Here is a 17,157-nt window from a genome sequence, read left to right as displayed (position 1 = left end):
CTGCTACCAGGCAGGATGGACCCGTGGAGCCCATGCTCGCCACCCCCGCGACCGGTCCGACGGAGCTTCCGCGCGGGTCGCAGTGGTCGTTCGAGGTCAAGTGGGACGGGGTCCGGGCCCTCGCCGACACCACGTCCGGCGACCTGCGGCTGTGGAGCCGGCAGGAGCGCGAGATCACGCCCGCCTACCCGGAGCTCGCCGGCCTGGCGGCGCTGGACGACATGATCCTCGACGGCGAGATCGTGCTGCTGGCCGACGGCATCCCCTCGTTCACCGCCCTCGCGGAGCGCATGCACGTGCGCGACGTCCGCCGGGCGGCAGCCCTGGCCGCCCGTCAGCCGGTGACGTTCATGGTGTTCGACGTCCCGCGGGCAGACGGCGCGGACCTCACCCGTTCGTCCTACGACGAGCGCCGAGCGATCCTCGAACGGCTCGCCCTTCCCGAGAACGTCCAGCTCTCCCCCGTCTACGAGGACGGTCAGGACCTCTGGGGCGTCACCGAGCAGCTCGGGCTCGAGGGCGTCGTGGCCAAGCGGCGCTCGTCGACCTACCAGCCGGGTCGCCGTTCCGACGACTGGGTCAAGGCGCCGCACCGCCGGACGCGCGCCGCGCTCGTCTGCGGCTGGCGCCCCGAGACCACCGGGTCGGGGCGCCTCGGCGCGGTGCTGTTCGGCGCCCGCGACACCGACGGCAGGCTGCGGTTCCTCGGCCGCGCGGGCAGCGGGCTCAGCGGTCCGAGGGCTGCGCGCATGCGGGAGCTTCTCGAGGGGCACGAGCGGGCCGACTCGCCGTTCGACGAGGAGATCCCGCTCGTGGATGCGCGTGGGACCCGCTGGGTCGACCCGGTGGTGGTCGTCGACACGCTGTACCTGGCCCGCAACCCCACGGGCCGACTGCGCCAGCCGGTGGTCCGTGGCGTGCGCACCGACACCGACGCGGACCCCTGGGAGCAGCCGTGACGCCCGAGCGGCAGATGGTCGACGTGGACGGGCGCGCGGTGCGCGTGAGCCACCTCGAGAAGGTCATGTACCCCGCCACCGGGATGACGAAGGCCGAGGTCATGAGCTACTCGGTCGGCATCGCGCCCGCGCTGCTGGCCCAGCTCGAGGACCGACCCGTCACGCGCATCCGCTGGCCCGACGGCGTGGACGGCGAGAAGTTCTTCGAGAAGAACACACCCCGCGGCGCGCCCGCGTGGGTCCGTCGGCAGAAGATCAGGGCCGCGCCGGGTAGCGACGACGAGGGCGCGGTGCTGGAGCTCCCGTTCCTGGACGACCTGGCAGGACTCGTCTGGGCCGCCAACCAGGGCGCGCTCGAGCTGCACACGCCGCAGTGGCGGGTGGGCCCCCGCGGTGGCGTGCACAAGCCCGACCGGCTCGTCGTCGACCTCGACCCGGGTCCCCCGGCCGGGCTCGACGCCTGCGCCACGGTCGCGCACCTCGTCGCCGACCGGCTCCGCGCGGACGGTCTCGACGTGATCGTGCCCGTGACCTCGGGCAGCAAGGGCATGCAGCTCTACGCGCCGCTGCCCGGGACGCAGACGGTCATGGAGGTGCGGCAGTACGCCCACGACATCGCCTACGAGATCGCCGCCGCCCGCCCGGAGCTCGTGGTCGCCATCATGAAGAAGGACCTGCGGGGCGGGAAGGTGCTCATCGACTGGTCGCAGAACCACCCGAGCAAGACCACGATCACGCCGTACTCGTTGCGCGGGCGCGAGATGCCGCACGCCGCGGCGCCGCGGTGGTGGGACGAGATCGGACCGGGGCTCGCCCAGCTGACGCCCGACGAGGTGGTGGCACGGTACGCCGAGCGCGGTGACCCCTTCTCGGATGGCGGGCGGTGAGCGCCTGGGGCAACGTAGCGGCACCAAACAGGTCGAAGGAGATCACCATGGCGCTGCCCAAGTACACCGTCCCGTCGCTCACGCCCCAGCAGGGGGCCGACGTCGCCGCCGTCCTGCAGGGCCGGCTCGACGCCCTCAACGACCTGGCGCTCACGCTCAAGCACATCCACTGGAACGTGGTGGGCCCGCACTTCATCGCCGTGCACGAGATGCTCGACCCCCAGGTCGACGCCGTGCGACTGATGGTCGATGCCATCGCCGAGCGCATCGCGACGCTGGGGGTCGCCCCGGTCGGGACGCCGGGCGCGCTCGTCGAGAACCGCACCTGGGACGACTACTCGATCGGCCGCGACAGCGCGATCGCGCACCTCGGCGCGCTGGACGTCGTCTATGTCGGGGTCATCACCGCGCACCGGCAGGCTGCCGCCGACACCGAGGAGAGCGACCCGGTCACCAACGACCTGCTCATCGGGCACCTGCACGAGCTCGAGCTCTTCCACTGGTTCGTGCGCGCGCACCTCGAGTCGGTGGGTGGCGCTCTGACCACGGGCGCGTCCACGACCGAGAAGGCCTCGGCGAAGAAAGCCGGCGTGAAGGACGACGCATGACAGCTGCCGGCACACGCAGCGCTCGACCACACCTGGCGGCGCGCGTCGAGAGCGCGATCGACCGCAGGGTCGAGGCCCGGCTGCGTACGCGCGGCTGGACCGTTCGGGTCGAGCCGTACGCCAGCTACGGCGGCCCCGGATGGATGCGCGTGATGGCCCGCGCCCTGCTCGCCGCCCCGATCGTGCGCGCCGCCGACCTGCCCGGTGCGGGCCGCAACGCGCAGGTGGGCGCGCCGACCGCGCCGGCGCTGCGCGGCTGGCGCAGCTTCGCGACCGCCCAGGTGTCCGGTGCCGTGCTCCAGGTCCAGGTGGGCGGCCGGGTCCACTACGTCACGACCGACCGCGGCGGCTACATCGACGTGGTGCTGACGGCGGACCTGGAGCCCGGGTGGCACGACGTGGAGATCCTGACGCAGGACGGCGCGGCGGCCACGGCGCCCGTGCACGTGATCGGGCCGGACGCCCGCTTCGGGATCGTCAGCGACATCGACGACACGGTGATGGTCACGCGCCTGCCCCGCCCGCTGGTCGCGGCGTGGAACGTGTTCATGCGGCACGAGAACGCCCGCGAGCCGGTCCAGGGCATGTCGTCCCTGTACGCCGAGCTCCTGGACGGGGACCACCGGCTTCCCGTGGTCTACCTGTCGACCAGCGCCTGGAACGCGGCGCCGACGGTCGGCCGGTTCCTGCGTCAGTACCGCTTCCCGGCCGGTCCCATGCTGATGACGGACTGGGGGCCCACCAACAGCGGGTGGTTCCGCAGCGGCCCGACCCACAAGATCACGCAGCTGCGACGGCTCATGCGCGAGCTCCCGCACGTGCAGTGGGTGCTCGTGGGCGACGACGGCCAGCGCGACCCGCAGATCTATGCCGGCGCCGCCCAGCACCACCCGGACCACGTGCGCGCGATCCTGATCCGGCAGCTCACGTTCACGGAGCACGTCCTGGCGCACGGCGTGCCCGCGCCCACCACCGACTCGCTGCGAGCCGAGCTGAGAGCCCACCGCGACGGCATCCCGGTGATCCAGGGTCCCGACGGAGCCTCTCTCGCGCGACAGCTGAGGGCGCGCGGGATCCGGCTGCGCTGAGCGGTGGCGCGGCTCAGAGCCGTTCGGGGTCGTCCCACTCGTCGCTGCTGGCGATCGCCTCGTCGTCGGCCACCAGCTCCACCTCGTGCAGCGACCGCGGCGCGCGCGACGCATTCCCGCCCGAGCGCGCGTCGGCGGCGTCGAGGTCGGCCTGCGACTGCAGGTGGTCCGCGAGGTGCTCGGCGGACGGGTCGGAGGTCAGGTCCCGGTCGCGGCTCATGCTTCGGTTCTACCGCGCGCCGGTCGCCGATGCACGCACCGACCGCCGATCGGTCCGAAGTGTGACCTAGGCCCGCGACCAAGATCACAGGCTGCGGACGTGGAGGTATCTCGACGTCAACATACGATCGAAGACGTGCCGGAACGCGAAGAGACAGTGGATGTCATGCTCGTCGGCGGCGGGATCATGAGCGCCACGCTGGCCGCCCTGATCACGACGCTGGAGCCCACCTGGACGGTCGAGATCCACGAGGTCCGGTCCGGTCTGGCCCAGGAGAGCACGAACGCCTGGAACAACGCGGGCACCGGCCATGCGGCCCTCTGCGAGCTCAACTACACGCCCGAGCGTGCCGACGGATCGATCGACATCAGCAAGGCCGTGGCGATCAACGAGCAGTTCGAGCTCTCCCGCGAGCTGTGGAACCACCTGGCCACCGCGAACCGCCTGCCGGGCGGCGACGGCTTCCTGTCCAGCACCCCACACATGACGTTCGTGCGCGGCGAGGCGAACGCCGACTACCTGCGCCGCCGCTACGAGACCCTGCGCGAGCACCCGCTCTTCGACGACCTCGAGTTCAGCACGGACCCCGCGCAAATCGCGCGGTGGGCGCCGCTGCTCACCCTCGACCGGTCGGACGACGAGGTGATCGCGGCGACGCGCTCGGCAGCCGGGACGGACGTCGACTTCGGTCGCCTCACCAACGCGATGGTGGCCGACGCCGTCGCCCGCGGGGCTCGTCTGCACCTGGAGAGCGAGGTCACCCGGCTCGCGCAGCGTCGCGACGGCTCGTGGAAGCTGCGCATCAAGGACCGCCGCTGGAACGGGCACGTGCGCAGCCGCAAGGTGCGCGCCCGGTTCGTGTTCATCGGCGCGGGCGGTGGTGCGCTGCGACTGCTGCAGCGCTCCGGCATCCCGGAGGCCAAGGGCTTCGGCGGCTTCCCGATCAGCGGGCAGTTCCTGCGCACCACCAACCCGTCGATCGTCGCCGCCCACCAGGCGAAGGTGTACGGCAAGGCCGACGTGGGGGCTCCCCCGATGTCGGTGCCGCACCTCGACGCCCGGGTCGTCGACGGCGGTTCAGCTCTGATGTTCGGGCCGTACGCCGGCTGGAGCATGAAGTTCTTGAAGAACGGCTCCTGGACGGACCTGCTGCGCTCTGTGCGTCCCGGCAACATCGTCCCGATGCTCGCCGTCGGGCTCAAGAACCTCGACCTGGTGAAGTACCTGGTGGGCGAGGTCACGGCGAACGACACGGACCGTCTGCGGACGCTGCGCGCCTTCATGCCGAGCGCGCACCCGCGCGACTGGGAGCTCATCACCGCCGGTCAGCGTGTCCAGGTGATCAAGCGGGACAAGAAGCTGGGCGGGGTGCTCGAGTTCGGTACCGAGCTCGTGACGTCGGCCGACGGCTCGATCGCCGGGCTGCTCGGCGCGTCCCCCGGCGCGTCGACGGCCGTCGCGACGATGCTCGACCTGCTGGAGCGCTGCTTCCCCGAGCGCTCGGCGCAGTGGCAGCCCCGGCTGCGCGCCATGATGCCGAGCCTCGGCGGCGGCGAGTGGGACGAGTCGTTCGAGCTCGACCAGCTCGTGGACGAGGTCCACAGCGAACGATAGGCGCCCAGTGCGGCACCATGGGGACGTGCCAGACCACACCCCTGAGGCCGTCAGCGCCGAGATGCGGCACGCCAAGCTGCGTGCCGCCACCGAGCACACCACCGTCGGTCAGGTGGTCACAACGGACGACGGCCGCGTCACCATCGACTGCGCCTGCGGGATGGTGCTCAGCAACGGGCCGACATGGTCGCTCGACGAGCACATCCGGCTGCACCGGGCCGAGGCGCGCTTCCTGGCGCTGGCCGCCGTCGCGCCGACCGGGATCCCGAGGCTCGTGGACTGGCCCCTGCGCTAGACGTGGGCGAGGTCGTCGTCGTCCTCGTGCTCGTGGGGCAGTCCCAGCTCGTGCGCCCGTTCGTGCGCCTCGCGGGCCGCGATCCGCGCCTGCACGTCCGCGCGGCGCAGGGGCGGCACGGTGGTCGGCGGCTGGCGGCGCTCGGGCAGCTCGTCGAGCAGCCGAGCCGTGATCGCGGCGATCTCGGCGACGGCGGCCTCGAACGGGTCGCGGGTGTTGTCGCTGAGCGTCTGGACTCCCGTCACCTTGCGCACGTACTGGCGCGCCGCGGCGGTGATCTCCTCGGAGGTAGCGGGCGGCTCGAGGCCGCGGAGCGTGGTGATGTTCCGGCACATGGTCCCGACGCTACGCGGCGACGGCCCGTGCCTCCAGGGCGAGCAGGGCCCGCTTGGCGTCCGCTCCCCCGGCGTACTGGCCCGGCGAGCCGTCGGAGCGCACGACGCGGTGGCAGGGCAGGACGAGCGGCAGGGGGTTGAGCGCGCACGCCGTGCCGACCGCGCGCACCGCCCGCGGGCTGCCCGCCCGGGATGCCATGTCGGCATAGCTCGCGGTCCGGCCGTAGGCGATCTCGGGCAGGTGCTCGACCACGACGCGGCGGAACCCGTGCAGCAGGCGCAGGTCGAGCGGCACGTCGAACCCGGTGCGCCGGCCGGCGAAGTACTCGTCGAGCTCGCGTGCGACGTCGTCGAGTCGACCGGGCGCCTCCAGGACACGCGGGCTGATCCCGTCGGAGAGGGTCTGCAGGACCGCGTCGTGGTCCTGCACGTCGAAGGCGACGCGGACGACGCCGACCTCGGTGCGGGCCAGGAGCAGCGAACCGACCGGGCTGTCGACGGTGCGGTAGGCGATGTCGACGTCCGACCCCGCGCGGGCCTCCAGCGTGGCGTGCAGCCTCGCCAGGTCGTCCGGGTCGATCACGCTCAGCAGGCCGCTCGGCGTCTCGTTCCTCATCGTCGTCCTCCGTCGTCGATACCGGGGTAGGTCCTGCGCAGGGTCGCGATCCCGTCGGCGCCCGCCCGACGCGCGGCTGCCGCGGTCCCGCCGAGCAGCCCGGCGACGTCGTCGTAGGGCAGCCCACCGAGGTGGTGGTAGGCGACGACGTGCCGCTGCTTGTCGGGCAGCGCCGCCAGCGCGGACCAGAGGTCGAGATCACGGCCACCGGGCTCGACCGGTCGGTCCGGGACGTCCGCGACCGGGACCGCCTGGCGCGCCGCTCGCCGGACCACGTCGATCGCCTTGCGGTGCGCGATCGTCACCAGCCAGGCCTCGACGTTCGCGTCCGCGGGCAGGTCCGGGTACGCGCGCAGGGCGGCCAGGAACGTCTCCGACCAGGCGTCGTCGGCGTCGGCCGGCCCGACGACGGCTCGGCAGACGCGCAGCACGGTGGCCCCGTGCGCGACCACCACCCGCTCGAAGGGTTGTTTCACGTTCACAGTGTGCAGACGCGTGGCGCCCCCGCGGTGTGAGGTCCGACTTTAGGGTGGTGCTCGTGACGAACCTCGAGGTCCGACCGGTGCCCGAGCTGTGCGACCTGGTGCCCACCACGGGGCCGGTGGTCGAGCTGCACCCGTCCCGGGACGTGCCGCTCGGCGGCGTGCGCGCGATGAGGGTCCGTCGGACGCTGCCGCAGCGCGGCCTGCCGCTGGTCGGGGCGTGGTGCTTCCTCGACGAGTTCGGGCCGCAGCACGTGGACATGCGCGTGCTCCCCCATCCGCACACCGGTCTGCAGACCGTCACGTGGCCGGTCGCGGGCGAGATCCTGCACCGCGACAGCGTCGGCTCCGAGGCGGTGGTCCGGCCCGGGCAGCTCAACCTCATGACCGCCGGCCGCGGCGTGGCGCACTCGGAGTTCTCGCTCGGCTCGGAGCCCCTGATCCACGCGGCGCAGCTGTGGGTCGCGCTGCCGGAGGGCGCGGCCGAGGGTGCCGCCGCGTTCGAGCAGGTGAGCGACCTACCGGTCTGGGAGACGACGGGCGTCCGCGCGACGGTCTTCATCGGGCAGCTCGACGGGCTCGTCTCACCGGCGCATGTGCACACCCCGCTCCTGGGCACCGAGGTGACGGTCGGCGCCGGCGCGTCGGCGGACGTGCCCCTGGTCCCGGGGTTCGAGCACGCGATCCTCGTCCTGGACGGGTCGCTCGAGGTCGCCGGAACGCCCCACGCACCGAGCGGGCTGCTCTACCTCGGCGACGGCAGGTCCTCGGTCCACCTGCGCTCCCGCGACGGCGCCCGTCTGCTGCTGCTCGGCGGCGCACCGTTCGAGCACGACCTGGTCATGTGGTGGAACTTCGTCGGCCGCAACCACGCCGACATCGCCCAGGCACGCGCGGACTGGGAGTCCCCGGACCGGGCGGACCGGTTCGGGGTGGTGGCCGGTCACGGGGACGCCCGGATCCCGGCCCCCGAGCTGCCCAACATCCGCCTGCAGCCCCGCCGCCGTCAGCCGCCGAAGGGACTCCCCGAGTGACCGAGCTGCCCGTCCGCTCCCGCGTCGTCGCCGCCGCCCTCGCCGACGCCGGAGTCACCGGACAGGTGCGCGAGCTGCCCGACTCCGCACGCACCGCACCGGAGGCCGCGGCCGCCCTCGGTGTCGAGGTCGGCGCGATCGCGAACAGCCTCGTCTTCTGGGCGGACGACGCACCGCTGCTCGTGCTCACCAGCGGCCGCCACCGGGTGGACACCACGGCGCTGGCGACGCTCCTCGGCAGGTCCGTGATCGCGCGGGCCACCCCTGACCAGGTGCGGGCCGCCACCGGTCAGGCGATCGGCGGGGTCGCTCCCGTCGGCCATCCGGCCCCGGTCGAGACGGTCGTCGACGTGGCGCTCGCCGACCACGCGATCGTCTGGGCCGCGGGCGGCACCCCGCACACGATCTTCCCGACGACGTTCGACGAGCTCGTCCTGATCACGGGCGGTCGCCCGCTCGTCGTCGGAGACTGAGGACAGATCCCGCTTCTGCGCACACACTGGACCATTCGACGAGAGGGAGCTTCGTGGAGCAGGTGCAACGCCAGCCCGTCCTGCTGACCGTGGACGACGACCCGGTGGTGTCCCGTTCGGTGGCGCGCGACCTGCGGCGGCACTACGGCGAGCACTTCCGGGTGGTGCGCGCCGAGTCAGGCGCGGCCGCCCTGGACGCCCTGCGCGAGCTCAAGCTCCGGGGCGACCAGGTCGCGCTGTTCCTGGCCGACCACCGGATGCCGGACATGAACGGGCTCGAGTTCCTCGAGCAGGCGATGGACCTGTTCCCGGCGGCCCGCCGCATCCTGCTCACCGCCTACGCCGACACCGACGTCGCGATCGACGCGGTGAACGTGATCGACCTCGACCACTACCTGCTCAAGCCGTGGGACCCGCCGGAGGAGAAGTTCTACCCGGTGATCGACGCGCAGCTGAAGGCGTGGAAGTCGTCGCCGCGCAAGGGCGTCGCCGAGACCAAGGTGGTCGGGCACCGCTGGTCGGCGCGGTCGTCCGAGGTCCGCGAGTTCCTGGCCCGCAACCAGGTGGCCTACCGGTGGTACGCCTCCGACGAGCCGGAGGGCCGACGGCTCTTGGAGGCGGCGGGCGCCGACGGGCTCGACCTGCCGCTGGTCATCACGACCGAGGCGAAGGCGCTCGTCGCGCCCAGCGACGCCGAGCTCGCGGCCGAGGTCGGGCTGACCGTGACGCCGGCCGAGCAGTTCTACGACCTCGTGGTCATCGGCGGCGGACCGGCCGGGCTCAGCGCGGCCCTGTACGGCGCCTCCGAGGGCCTGCGCACCGCGCTGGTCGAGCGGGCGGCCACGGGCGGCCAGGCGGGCCAGAGCTCACGTATCGAGAACTACCTGGGCTTCCCCGACGGCGTCTCGGGTGCGCAGCTCACCGACCGGGCGCGTCGGCAGGCCCTGAAGTTCGGGGCCGAGATCGTCCTGACGCAGGACGCGGTCGGACTCGAGGTCAACGGCGCCGCCAGGTCCGTGCGGTTCGCGGACGGCAGCTCGGTCGACGCGCACACGGTGATCCTGGCTAGCGGCGTCGCCTACCGGGAGCTCGACGGTCCGGGGATCGGGGCGCTGACCGGGCGCGGCGTCTACTACGGCTCGGCCCTGACCGAGGCGACGGCGTGCACCGACCAGGACATCTACATCGTCGGCGGTGCGAACTCGGCGGGTCAGGCCGCCATGTTCCTGTCCGCGCACGCCCGCACGGTGACGCTCGTCGTGCGCGCCGCGTCGCTGGTGCAGTCGATGTCGCACTACCTGATCGAGCAGGTGGAGCGGAATCCGCGCATCCACGTGCGCACGCAGACCGAGGTCGTCGAGGCGATCGGCGACGACCACCTGGAACAGCTCGTGCTCCGCGACATCGCGACCGGGAACAAGGAGACGGTCTCGACAGGTTGGCTCTTCGTGTTCATCGGCGCGGCACCGCTCACCACGTGGCTCGAGGGCGTCGTCAACCGGGACTCGCACGGCTTCGTCTGCGCGGGCCACGATCTGCTTGTCGACGGGCAGACCCCGGAGTCGTGGCCGCTCGACCGGCCGCCCTACCACCTGGAGACGAGCGTCCCCGGGGTGTTCGCGGCCGGCGACGTGCGCGCCGAGTCCGCCAAGCGGGTCGCCAGCGCCGTCGGCGAGGGCGCCATGGCCGTCATGCTGGTCCACCGTTATCTGGAGCAGCTGTGACGACGACCTTCCATCTGGACCTGGAGAAGCCGTGACCACCATCGACGAACCGGCGACGACGACGCGCAAGCACCTCGCGTGCGACATCGACGAGCTGCGCAAGCTCTTCCTGTTCGAACGCCTCAGCGCCGACCAGCTGCTCTGGCTGTGCGGGCGCGGGCACGTCGAGTTCATCGACCCGGGCGTCCTGTACCGGGAGGGCGACACCGCCACGGACTTCTACGTCCTGCTGGACGGCTCCCTGGCGATGTACCGCCGGGTGGGCGCCGACGACATCGAGGTGTCCCGCACCGACCAGGTCGGCGTGTACGCGGGAGCCTGGGCGGCCTACCTGGGTGACCGCGTGCCTCAGGTCTACTCCCAGACGCTGAGGGTGCTCGAACCGTCGCGGTACTACGTGCTCAGCGCGCAGGACTTCGCCAGCTTTATGAACGACTGGTTCCCGATGGCCGTGCACCTGCTCGAGGGTCTGTTCTTCGGGCAGCAGAGCTCGCAGCAGGTCATCGGCCAGCGCGAGCGGCTGCAGGCGCTCGGGTCGCTGTCGGCGGGCCTCACGCACGAGCTGAACAACCCGGCCGCGGCCGCCACCAGGGCCACCGCCACGCTCCGCGAACGCGTCGCGGGGATGCGCCACAAGCTCGCGCTCATCGCCGACGGCCCGTACGACCGCGCCCAGCTGGCCCAGATCATCCGGCTGCAGGAGAAGGCGGTCGACGCGTACGCAGCCACCCGCGCCGCGGGCCTGACGCCGACGGCGATGCAGGTCTCCGACCTGGAGGACGCGCTCGGCGACTGGATGGACGACCACGAGATCGCAGGGGGCTGGGAGCTGGCCGAGAGCTTCGTGACCGCGGGGCTCGGCACCGACTGGCTCGACATGGTGGCGTCCTGCGTCGGCGACGAGGTGCTCGAGGGCGCGGTGCGCTGGCTGGCGTACACGCTGGAGACCGAGTCCCTGATGTCCGAGGTCGAGGACGCGACGACGCGCATCTCGGCGCTCGTCGGCGCCGCGAAGCAGTACTCGCAGATCGGTCGCGCGCCCGACCAGGTGCTCGACGTGCACGAGCTGCTCGACAGCACCCTGACGATGCTGGACCGCAAGCTCGACGGGATCACGGTGGTGCGTGCCTACGACCGGGACCTGGCGCCCATCCACGTCTTCGGTGCCGAGCTCAACCAGGTGTGGACCAACCTCATCGACAACGCCGCGCAGGCGATGCACGGTGCGGGCACCCTCACGATCACCACCGGTCGGGTGGAGGACTGGCTCGAGGTCGAGATCGCGGACACCGGACCGGGCATCCCCGACGCCGTCGTCGGGCGCATCTTCGAGCCGTTCTTCACCACCAAACCCGTGGGCGCCGGCACCGGGCTCGGGCTCGACATCTCCTGGCGGATCGTCGTCGGGAAGCACCACGGGGACCTGAGTGTCGCCTCCCAGCCGGGCGACACCCGGTTCCGGGTCCGCCTGCCCTACTCCGCGACCGAAGGACCCACCGCATGAGCATCGACCCGGCCGTCCCGCCGAGCGGCACCGGATGTGTCGAGTGCGAGGCGACGGACGGGTGGTGGTTCCATCTGCGCCGGTGCGCGACGTGCGGGCACATCGGGTGCTGCGACACGTCCCCGTCCCAGCACGCGACGGCCCACTTCCGCGCGACCGGCCACCCGGTGATGCGGACGTTCGAGCCGGGCGAGGACTGGTTCTGGGACTACCCCGCCGACGACTACACGGACGGACCACCGCTCGCCGCCCCGGAGCACCGCCCGCTCGAGCAGACCGTGCCGGGACCGGCGGAGCGCGTGCCGGACGACTGGCGCTCGCGCATCCACCGCTGACGCGTCAGGTCGTCGCGGCCGCGAGCGGGGTGTCCGAGCCCGCCACCCGGATCTCGACGCGGCGGATGTGCTCCGTGACCATGCTGGACGACGCCCCGAGCCCGTGCGCCGCGGTGCTGCGGGCCGTCCAGGTGGCCACGACGCTGCGCTGACCCGCGTCGTCCACGAGGACCAGCTCGTACGTGGGCCCGTCGCCGTCGGGCCAGGCGCCCGCGGGATAGGTGCACGACCAGTCGATGCGGGTGCCCCAGCCCTTCTTCTGCAGGGTCAGGTCCGCGGTGACCGCGACGGCGCCGACCGGCTCGAGCTGCAGCGTCGTCGTCACGCCCGCCGTCGGTGGCGGGGTGGTGGGCTGGCGCGTCAGGTACGTGCCGGCCAGACCGCCGACGACCAGCAGCGCGGCGGCCAGAGCGACGAGCGTGGCGAACCGACGGCGCCGGACCCGACGTGCGGACTGCGCGAGCGCCGCCAGCTGGACCACCTCGCCACCGGCGAAGTCGTCGGCGCCGTGCATCGCCTCGTCGGCGGGCACCATCCGCAGCAGGCCGGGCATGCCGGCCAGCTCGCCGACCGCGGCCCGACAGGCGTCGCACGTGCGGAGGTGGTCCTCGTACGCGCGCCGGTCCTCGGGGCTCAGGGCACCGAGCACGAAGGCGGCATCCCAGTCGCGGAACTGGTCGTCGTCCGCGGTCATGACGAGACTCCTCTCTCCTGCAGTGTGAGACGCAGGGCGCGCAGGCCGTAGTGCAGGCGCGACTTCACGGTTCCCTCGGGTATCTGGTGCTCACGGGCCAGCTCGGCGACCGACCGGCCGCCGTAGTAGGCCCCGACGACGACCGCGCGGTGCTCCGGCGACAGCTCGGCGAGCGCGTCGGAGACGAGCCAGGCGTCGAGCACCGCCTGCGACTCGTCGGGCTGCTCGCGGTCGGGAGTCTCGTCGACCGTGCGTTCACGCACGTGCCGGGCGCTGCGGCGGTCGTCGATGACCAGGTTCCGCACCACCGTGTACAGCCACGCGCGCGTCGCGTCCTGCTCCCGGGCGAGCACCTCCGGGTGCTTCCACGCCCGGACCATGGCCTCCTGGACCACGTCCTGCGCGAGCGCGTGGTCCCCGGTGAGCCGCACCACGTACGACTGCAGCGGACGCGCGTAGGCCTGGTGGAGGGCGCGCATCAACGCGTCCGGTTCGTCGCCCACTCGCCCTCCTCCGATCTCCTACCCGGTCAACGGGACCGGAGCGCGCATCGTTCATCTCACGGTGAACCTCACCCGCCCCGGTCTCGTGGTCCCAGGTAAGCCGGCTTCCGCCGGTCACCCGAGCGAGGAGATGCATCGTGCGCAAGACCATCCTGCTATCGATCACGGCAGTGTTCGCCGCCGGCACGCTCGCCGCGTGCGGGAGTTCCAGCGGCGGCAGCAGCGGCGGCGGCGGCTACGGCGGCGGGAGCTCCAGCACCCCCAGCACCGCCGCGTCCGCCCCGGCCGCGTCCGCCCCGGCCGCGTCCGCCCCGGCCGCGGCCGCCGGTACGACGGCCGCCGACCTGTCCACGGCCAACAGCTCGCTCGGCAAGATCGTCGTAGACGGCAAGGGGATGACGGCCTACTTCTTCACGAAGGACACCAAGGATTCGGGCAAGAGCGCGTGCACGGGCGACTGCGCCGCCGCCTGGCCCGCGATCGAGTCGATGTCCGCCACCCCGACGGTCGACGGCGTCACCGGGACCGTGGGCACGATCCCGGCGGCCGACGGCGGCAAGCAGATCACGATCGACGGCATGCCGATCTACACGTTCGTCAAGGACATGGCGGCCGGCGACGTCAACGGTCAGGGTTACAGCGGCGTGTGGTGGGTCATCGCTCCCGACGGATCGATGATGGGCGGCTGACTGCTCAGGCGCCCGACTCCACGTTGAGGATGTTCCCGTCCGGGTCGGCGAACCACGCGGACTTCATCGGCCCGGACGTGAGCACCCCGTCGACCCACTCGCCCTCGGGCACGTCGAACGTCTGCAGCTCGATGCCCTTGGCGCGCAGCGTGGCGATCTCGGCGTCGAAGGCGTCGGCGGGGATCTGGAACGAGATGCCCGTGGCCTTGTTGGTCCCGGCGTAGCCGGACGGGTAGACGAGGAACCCGCCGTTCGCCGCGCCGTACATGATGCCCTCGGGGGTCTCGACGTCCCCGTGGGTGAAACCGAGCGTTCCCTCGTAGAACGCAGTTGCCCGGTCGATGTCCGTCACTGCCAGGACGGGGATCGCGGGGTGGGCGGAGAGCATGGTGGCCTCCAGCGCGGGCCAGACGACCATCGGCTGGCCGGCTGATCCGACCGTAGGACCGCGCCCACCCACCGTCAACGGTCACATCCGTGCCGCGCCGCTCGTCATCAGGGCAACAGACGAGAGGATGGCCCGATGAGCGACGACGAGTACCTCGCGCGGCGGTTCGAGGAGAACCGCACCCGGCTGGCGGCCGTGGCCTACCGCATGCTCGGCTCGACGAGCGAGGCGGACGACGCGGTGCAGGACGCGTGGCTGCGCCTGGACCGCGCGGACGCGGACGGGGTGGACAACCTGCCCGGATGGCTCACGACGGTCGTCGCCCGTATCTGCCTGGACCGCCTGCGCAGCCGCAGCTCGCGCCGCGAGGACCCGCTCGACCTGGAGGTCCCCCGTGTCGACGAGCTCGCCGTCGACCCCGCCGAGGAGGCCGTTCTGGCTGACTCCGTCGGGCTCGCCATGCTCGTGGTGCTCGAGCACCTCGCGCCCGCGGAGCGGCTCGCGTTCGTCCTGCACGACATGTTCGCGGTCCCGTTCGACGAGATCGCGCCGATGGTCGGCAGGACCCCCGAGGCCACGCGCCAGCTGGCCAGTCGTGCGCGTCGGCGCGTCCAGGGCGCGCGGGTCGAGACCGACCTGGTCCGTCAGCGTGAGGTCGTCGACGCCTTCCTGACGGCCGCACGCGGCGGCGACTTCGATGCCCTGCTGGCCACCCTCGACCCGGACGTCGTGCTGCGCGTCGACCCGAAGGTCGCCTCCTTCGGCTTCCTCAAGGACGCCGTCGGGTCCCGCGAGGTCGCGCTGTCGTTCAACGGCGCCGCGCAGACCGCCGAGCTGGCGCTGCTCGGCGGCGCCGTCGGGGCGATGTGGGCGCCCGGCGGCGTCCCCCGCACGGCGTTCGCGTTCACCATCGAGGACGGCGTCATCGTCGCGATCGACCTGACGATGGACCGCGACGTGCTCCGGCGGCTGGACCCGGTGCCGCTCGACTTCTAGGCGGTCGCGGGACCCGCCGGCGCCGTCGGCTCGTAGGAGACGCGCTCGGTCGGCATGAGGATCCACAGGATCGGGTAGATCAGGAGCTGGCTGCCGGGCAGCACCAGCAGGATCAGCAGGAAGAGCAGCCGAGCCGGCCACGGGTCGATGCCGAACCGTCGTCCGAGGCCCGCGCAGACACCGCCGAGCACCCGACCCTGGATCGGCCGTACGAGGCCCTGCTCGGCCAAGCTGTCGTGGATCGTGCCCATCGTCGTCCCCTGCCTTGTTCGTCCGACCTGCTCTGGTACGTCCAGGATGCTCGGCCCGGGGGCGCGGGCGCATCGGGGAGCACCCCGAGTTCCACCCTGAGCGGAGTCCCTCGTTCCCCTGGCCGCGGACGCCTAGGCTCTCGGGGAGGCCGTGCTAGGTTCGGCGCCACGCCTGCTTGACCATCCCGTGACCATTGAGCGTGCTGGACGTGAAGGACGACGATGACCGACGCAGCACCCCTGCAACCCCCGGCTCCCCAGTCGGTGTTCACGCTCGAGGCGCCCGCCCCGGCGGCCCCGGTGTCCACCACCCAGGCGCCCGCGATGGCGCCCAAGATCGACGCGGCCGCGCTGCCGGGTCTGGACGCCAAGGTCGACGCCTACGTCACCAGCCTCATGGCCGCGCAGCCCGGGTCCCCCGAGCTGACGGCGAAGGCGGACGACATCCGGCTGATGGGCGACGCGGACATCCGCGCGGCGGCGGACAGCTCGAACCGGCTCCTGCAGACGCCCGTCAAGGCCATGCGCGACGGCGGCGTGTCCGGGACGTCCCAGATCAGCAAGTCGCTGCTCGACCTGCGCAAGACAGTCGAGGACCTGGACCCGAGCGAGGCGTCCGTCGGCAAGAAGCTGCTGGGGCTGATCCCGTTCGGCGACTCGCTCACCGACTACTTCCGCCGGTACGAGAGCTCGCAGAAGCAGATCGACGGGATCGTGCGCGCGCTGTACAACGGCCAGGACGAGCTGCGCAAGGACAACGCCGCGCTCAACCTGGAGAAGCAGCACCTCTGGGACACCATGGGCCGGCTGCACCAGTACATCTACGTGGCCGAGTCGCTGGACACACGGCTGTCCGCGACGATCGCGCAGCTCGACGCAACGGATCCCGAGCGCGCCAAGGCGCTGCGCCAGGACGTGCTGTTCTACGTGCGGCAGAAGCACCAGGACCTGCTCACCCAGCTCGCCGTGAGCATCCAGGGCTACCTGGCGATCGACATCATCATCAAGAACAACCTCGAGCTCATCAAGGGCGTCGACCGCGCGACGACGACCACGGTGTCGGCCCTGCGCACGGCCGTGATCGTGGCCCAGGCGCTGAACAACCAGAAGCTGGTGCTCGACCAGATCACCGCGCTGAACACGACGACCTCAGGACTGATCGCGTCGACGGCGAAGATGCTCAAGGAGCAGTCGGCGGGCATCCAGCAGCAGGCCGCCAGCGCCACGGTCGGGCTCGCCCAGCTGCAGCAGGCGTTCAGCGACATCTACGCGACGATGGACTCGATCGACGACTTCAAGGTCAAGGCGCTCGACTCGATGGCCCAGACGGTCGGGGTGCTGCAGACCGAGACCACCAAGGCCCAGACGTACCTCGACCGGGTGCGCAAGGCCGACACCACCGAGGTGGCCGGCGGTTCGCTCGACCTCGGCCTGAGCTGAACCTTGCCTGTCTCTCGAGGAG

22 protein-coding genes are annotated in these 17,157 nt (G+C 72.1%); 14 read left to right on the top strand and 8 right to left on the bottom strand.

Features of this window, described 5'->3' with window-relative positions:
* Positions 1 to 32: 32 nt before the first annotated feature.
* Genes ligD (ACPPVS_RS09165) through ACPPVS_RS09150 form a run of 4 tightly spaced genes read left to right on the top strand, consistent with a single transcriptional unit; the run spans position 33 to position 3,542 of the window.
* Positions 33 to 959: a non-homologous end-joining DNA ligase gene (gene ligD, locus ACPPVS_RS09165; protein WP_426595930.1), complete on the top strand. Its 927-nt coding sequence runs from the start codon at positions 33 to 35 to the stop codon at positions 957 to 959.
* Positions 956 to 1,846: a non-homologous end-joining DNA ligase gene (gene ligD, locus ACPPVS_RS09160; RefSeq protein ID WP_426595772.1), complete on the top strand. Its 891-nt coding sequence runs from the start codon at positions 956 to 958 to the stop codon at positions 1,844 to 1,846. The genes ligD (ACPPVS_RS09165) and ligD (ACPPVS_RS09160) overlap by 4 nt, the downstream gene beginning before the upstream one ends.
* Positions 1,847 to 1,893: 47 nt before the next feature.
* The gene (locus ACPPVS_RS09155) at positions 1,894 to 2,454 is read left to right on the top strand and encodes a Dps family protein (RefSeq protein ID WP_426595771.1); all 561 of its coding nucleotides are present in this window, start codon (positions 1,894 to 1,896) and stop codon (positions 2,452 to 2,454) included.
* On the top strand, positions 2,451 to 3,542 hold the full coding sequence (locus tag ACPPVS_RS09150) for an App1 family protein (protein WP_426595770.1): 1,092 nt from the start codon (positions 2,451 to 2,453) through the stop codon (positions 3,540 to 3,542). Before ACPPVS_RS09155 ends, ACPPVS_RS09150 begins: the two co-directional genes overlap by 4 nt.
* Before the next feature lie 13 nt (positions 3,543 to 3,555).
* Here the strand turns inward: ACPPVS_RS09150 and ACPPVS_RS09145 are convergent, their stop codons facing one another.
* A complete protein-coding gene (locus ACPPVS_RS09145) occupies positions 3,556 to 3,762 on the bottom strand; it encodes a hypothetical protein (RefSeq protein WP_426595769.1) in 207 nt (68 codons plus the stop codon).
* Positions 3,763 to 3,927: 165 nt separating this feature from the next.
* Here ACPPVS_RS09145 and mqo point away from each other — a divergent pair, with 165 nt between their 5' ends.
* Complete coding sequence (mqo, locus tag ACPPVS_RS09140) at positions 3,928 to 5,376, top strand: malate dehydrogenase (quinone) (RefSeq protein WP_426595928.1); 1,449 nt, start codon at positions 3,928 to 3,930, stop codon at positions 5,374 to 5,376.
* A gap of 25 nt (positions 5,377 to 5,401) precedes the next feature.
* The gene (locus ACPPVS_RS09135) at positions 5,402 to 5,671 is read left to right on the top strand and encodes a hypothetical protein (protein WP_426595768.1); all 270 of its coding nucleotides are present in this window, start codon (positions 5,402 to 5,404) and stop codon (positions 5,669 to 5,671) included.
* Here ACPPVS_RS09135 and ACPPVS_RS09130 read toward each other — a convergent pair.
* From ACPPVS_RS09130 to ACPPVS_RS09120, 3 genes are read right to left on the bottom strand one after another with little or no spacing between them, the layout of a single operon-like run.
* Positions 5,668 to 6,006 carry a DUF2277 domain-containing protein gene (locus tag ACPPVS_RS09130; protein WP_426595767.1) on the bottom strand — a complete coding sequence of 113 codons (339 nt, stop codon included), beginning with the start codon at positions 6,004 to 6,006 and terminating at the stop codon, positions 5,668 to 5,670. The genes ACPPVS_RS09135 and ACPPVS_RS09130 overlap by 4 nt on opposite strands.
* Before the next feature lie 10 nt (positions 6,007 to 6,016).
* Positions 6,017 to 6,622 (bottom strand): methylated-DNA--[protein]-cysteine S-methyltransferase, encoded by a 606-nt coding sequence (locus ACPPVS_RS09125; RefSeq protein ID WP_426595766.1) that lies wholly within the window; start codon positions 6,620 to 6,622, stop codon positions 6,017 to 6,019.
* Entirely contained in the window at positions 6,619 to 7,098 is a 480-nt protein-coding gene (locus ACPPVS_RS09120) for an RNA polymerase sigma factor (RefSeq protein WP_426595765.1), read from the bottom strand. Before ACPPVS_RS09120 ends, ACPPVS_RS09125 begins: the two co-directional genes overlap by 4 nt.
* 62 nt (positions 7,099 to 7,160) lie before the next feature.
* On the opposite strand from ACPPVS_RS09120, the gene ACPPVS_RS09115 reads away from it, so the two are divergent.
* Genes ACPPVS_RS09115 through ACPPVS_RS09095 form a run of 5 tightly spaced genes read left to right on the top strand, consistent with a single transcriptional unit; the run spans position 7,161 to position 12,174 of the window.
* Positions 7,161 to 8,138 carry a pirin family protein gene (locus tag ACPPVS_RS09115; protein ID WP_426595764.1) on the top strand — a complete coding sequence of 326 codons (978 nt, stop codon included), beginning with the start codon at positions 7,161 to 7,163 and terminating at the stop codon, positions 8,136 to 8,138.
* A complete protein-coding gene (locus ACPPVS_RS09110) occupies positions 8,135 to 8,611 on the top strand; it encodes a YbaK/EbsC family protein (RefSeq protein WP_426595763.1) in 477 nt (158 codons plus the stop codon). Before ACPPVS_RS09115 ends, ACPPVS_RS09110 begins: the two co-directional genes overlap by 4 nt.
* Before the next feature lie 53 nt (positions 8,612 to 8,664).
* Positions 8,665 to 10,335: an FAD-dependent oxidoreductase gene (locus tag ACPPVS_RS09105; RefSeq protein ID WP_426595761.1), complete on the top strand. Its 1,671-nt coding sequence runs from the start codon at positions 8,665 to 8,667 to the stop codon at positions 10,333 to 10,335.
* A 31-nt stretch (positions 10,336 to 10,366) separates the two neighbouring features.
* Positions 10,367 to 11,839: an ATP-binding protein gene (locus ACPPVS_RS09100; RefSeq protein ID WP_426595760.1), complete on the top strand. Its 1,473-nt coding sequence runs from the start codon at positions 10,367 to 10,369 to the stop codon at positions 11,837 to 11,839.
* Complete coding sequence (locus tag ACPPVS_RS09095) at positions 11,836 to 12,174, top strand: UBP-type zinc finger domain-containing protein (RefSeq protein WP_426595759.1); 339 nt, start codon at positions 11,836 to 11,838, stop codon at positions 12,172 to 12,174. Before ACPPVS_RS09100 ends, ACPPVS_RS09095 begins: the two co-directional genes overlap by 4 nt.
* 4 nt (positions 12,175 to 12,178) lie before the next feature.
* Here ACPPVS_RS09095 and ACPPVS_RS09090 read toward each other — a convergent pair whose 3' ends face one another.
* A complete protein-coding gene (locus ACPPVS_RS09090) occupies positions 12,179 to 12,868 on the bottom strand; it encodes an anti-sigma factor family protein (RefSeq protein WP_426595758.1) in 690 nt (229 codons plus the stop codon).
* A complete protein-coding gene (locus ACPPVS_RS09085; RefSeq protein WP_426595757.1) occupies positions 12,865 to 13,371 on the bottom strand; it encodes a sigma-70 family RNA polymerase sigma factor in 507 nt (168 codons plus the stop codon). Before ACPPVS_RS09085 ends, ACPPVS_RS09090 begins: the two co-directional genes overlap by 4 nt.
* Before the next feature lie 137 nt (positions 13,372 to 13,508).
* Here ACPPVS_RS09085 and ACPPVS_RS09080 point away from each other — a divergent pair, with 137 nt between their 5' ends.
* The gene (locus ACPPVS_RS09080; RefSeq protein ID WP_426595756.1) at positions 13,509 to 14,060 is read left to right on the top strand and encodes a COG4315 family predicted lipoprotein; all 552 of its coding nucleotides are present in this window, start codon (positions 13,509 to 13,511) and stop codon (positions 14,058 to 14,060) included.
* A 4-nt stretch (positions 14,061 to 14,064) separates the two neighbouring features.
* Here ACPPVS_RS09080 and ACPPVS_RS09075 read toward each other — a convergent pair whose 3' ends face one another.
* Entirely contained in the window at positions 14,065 to 14,478 is a 414-nt protein-coding gene (locus ACPPVS_RS09075; protein ID WP_426595755.1) for a VOC family protein, read from the bottom strand.
* Between the two features lie 105 nt (positions 14,479 to 14,583).
* Here ACPPVS_RS09075 and ACPPVS_RS09070 point away from each other — a divergent pair, with 105 nt between their 5' ends.
* Entirely contained in the window at positions 14,584 to 15,444 is an 861-nt protein-coding gene (locus tag ACPPVS_RS09070; RefSeq protein ID WP_426595754.1) for a sigma-70 family RNA polymerase sigma factor, read from the top strand.
* Here ACPPVS_RS09070 and ACPPVS_RS09065 read toward each other — a convergent pair.
* A complete protein-coding gene (locus tag ACPPVS_RS09065; protein WP_426595753.1) occupies positions 15,441 to 15,695 on the bottom strand; it encodes a PspC domain-containing protein in 255 nt (84 codons plus the stop codon). The two genes, ACPPVS_RS09070 and ACPPVS_RS09065, sit on opposite strands and share 4 nt — an antisense overlap.
* Positions 15,696 to 15,917: 222 nt before the next feature.
* Here ACPPVS_RS09065 and ACPPVS_RS09060 point away from each other — a divergent pair, with 222 nt between their 5' ends.
* Positions 15,918 to 17,135: a toxic anion resistance protein gene (locus ACPPVS_RS09060; RefSeq protein ID WP_426595751.1), complete on the top strand. Its 1,218-nt coding sequence runs from the start codon at positions 15,918 to 15,920 to the stop codon at positions 17,133 to 17,135.
* The last annotated feature ends 22 nt before the right edge of the window (positions 17,136 to 17,157 follow it).

It is taken from the genome of Cellulomonas sp. McL0617, assembly GCF_049994875.1.
Lineage (GTDB): Bacteria > Actinomycetota > Actinomycetes > Actinomycetales > Cellulomonadaceae > Cellulomonas.
This window is presented reverse-complemented; position numbering and strand designations above follow the sequence as displayed.

Excerpts from the sequence above, each read along its gene's own strand:
- ACPPVS_RS09125 (WP_426595766.1), bottom strand. The coding sequence starts at position 6,622 with ATGAGGAACGAGACGCCGAGCGGCCTGCTGAGCGTGATCGACCCGGAC.
- mqo (WP_426595928.1), top strand. The coding sequence starts at position 3,928 with ATGCTCGTCGGCGGCGGGATCATGAGCGCCACGCTGGCCGCCCTGATC.
- ACPPVS_RS09130 (WP_426595767.1), bottom strand. The coding sequence starts at position 6,006 with ATGTGCCGGAACATCACCACGCTCCGCGGCCTCGAGCCGCCCGCTACC.
- ACPPVS_RS09150 (WP_426595770.1), top strand. The coding sequence starts at position 2,451 with ATGACAGCTGCCGGCACACGCAGCGCTCGACCACACCTGGCGGCGCGC.
- ligD (WP_426595930.1), top strand. The coding sequence starts at position 33 with ATGCTCGCCACCCCCGCGACCGGTCCGACGGAGCTTCCGCGCGGGTCG.
- ACPPVS_RS09070 (WP_426595754.1), top strand. The coding sequence starts at position 14,584 with ATGAGCGACGACGAGTACCTCGCGCGGCGGTTCGAGGAGAACCGCACC.
- ACPPVS_RS09155 (WP_426595771.1), top strand. The coding sequence starts at position 1,894 with ATGGCGCTGCCCAAGTACACCGTCCCGTCGCTCACGCCCCAGCAGGGG.
- ACPPVS_RS09095 (WP_426595759.1), top strand. The coding sequence starts at position 11,836 with ATGAGCATCGACCCGGCCGTCCCGCCGAGCGGCACCGGATGTGTCGAG.
- ACPPVS_RS09145 (WP_426595769.1), bottom strand. The coding sequence starts at position 3,762 with ATGAGCCGCGACCGGGACCTGACCTCCGACCCGTCCGCCGAGCACCTC.
- ACPPVS_RS09090 (WP_426595758.1), bottom strand. The coding sequence starts at position 12,868 with ATGACCGCGGACGACGACCAGTTCCGCGACTGGGATGCCGCCTTCGTG.
- ACPPVS_RS09075 (WP_426595755.1), bottom strand. The coding sequence starts at position 14,478 with ATGGTCGTCTGGCCCGCGCTGGAGGCCACCATGCTCTCCGCCCACCCC.
- ACPPVS_RS09060 (WP_426595751.1), top strand. The coding sequence starts at position 15,918 with ATGACCGACGCAGCACCCCTGCAACCCCCGGCTCCCCAGTCGGTGTTC.
- ACPPVS_RS09065 (WP_426595753.1), bottom strand. The coding sequence starts at position 15,695 with ATGGGCACGATCCACGACAGCTTGGCCGAGCAGGGCCTCGTACGGCCG.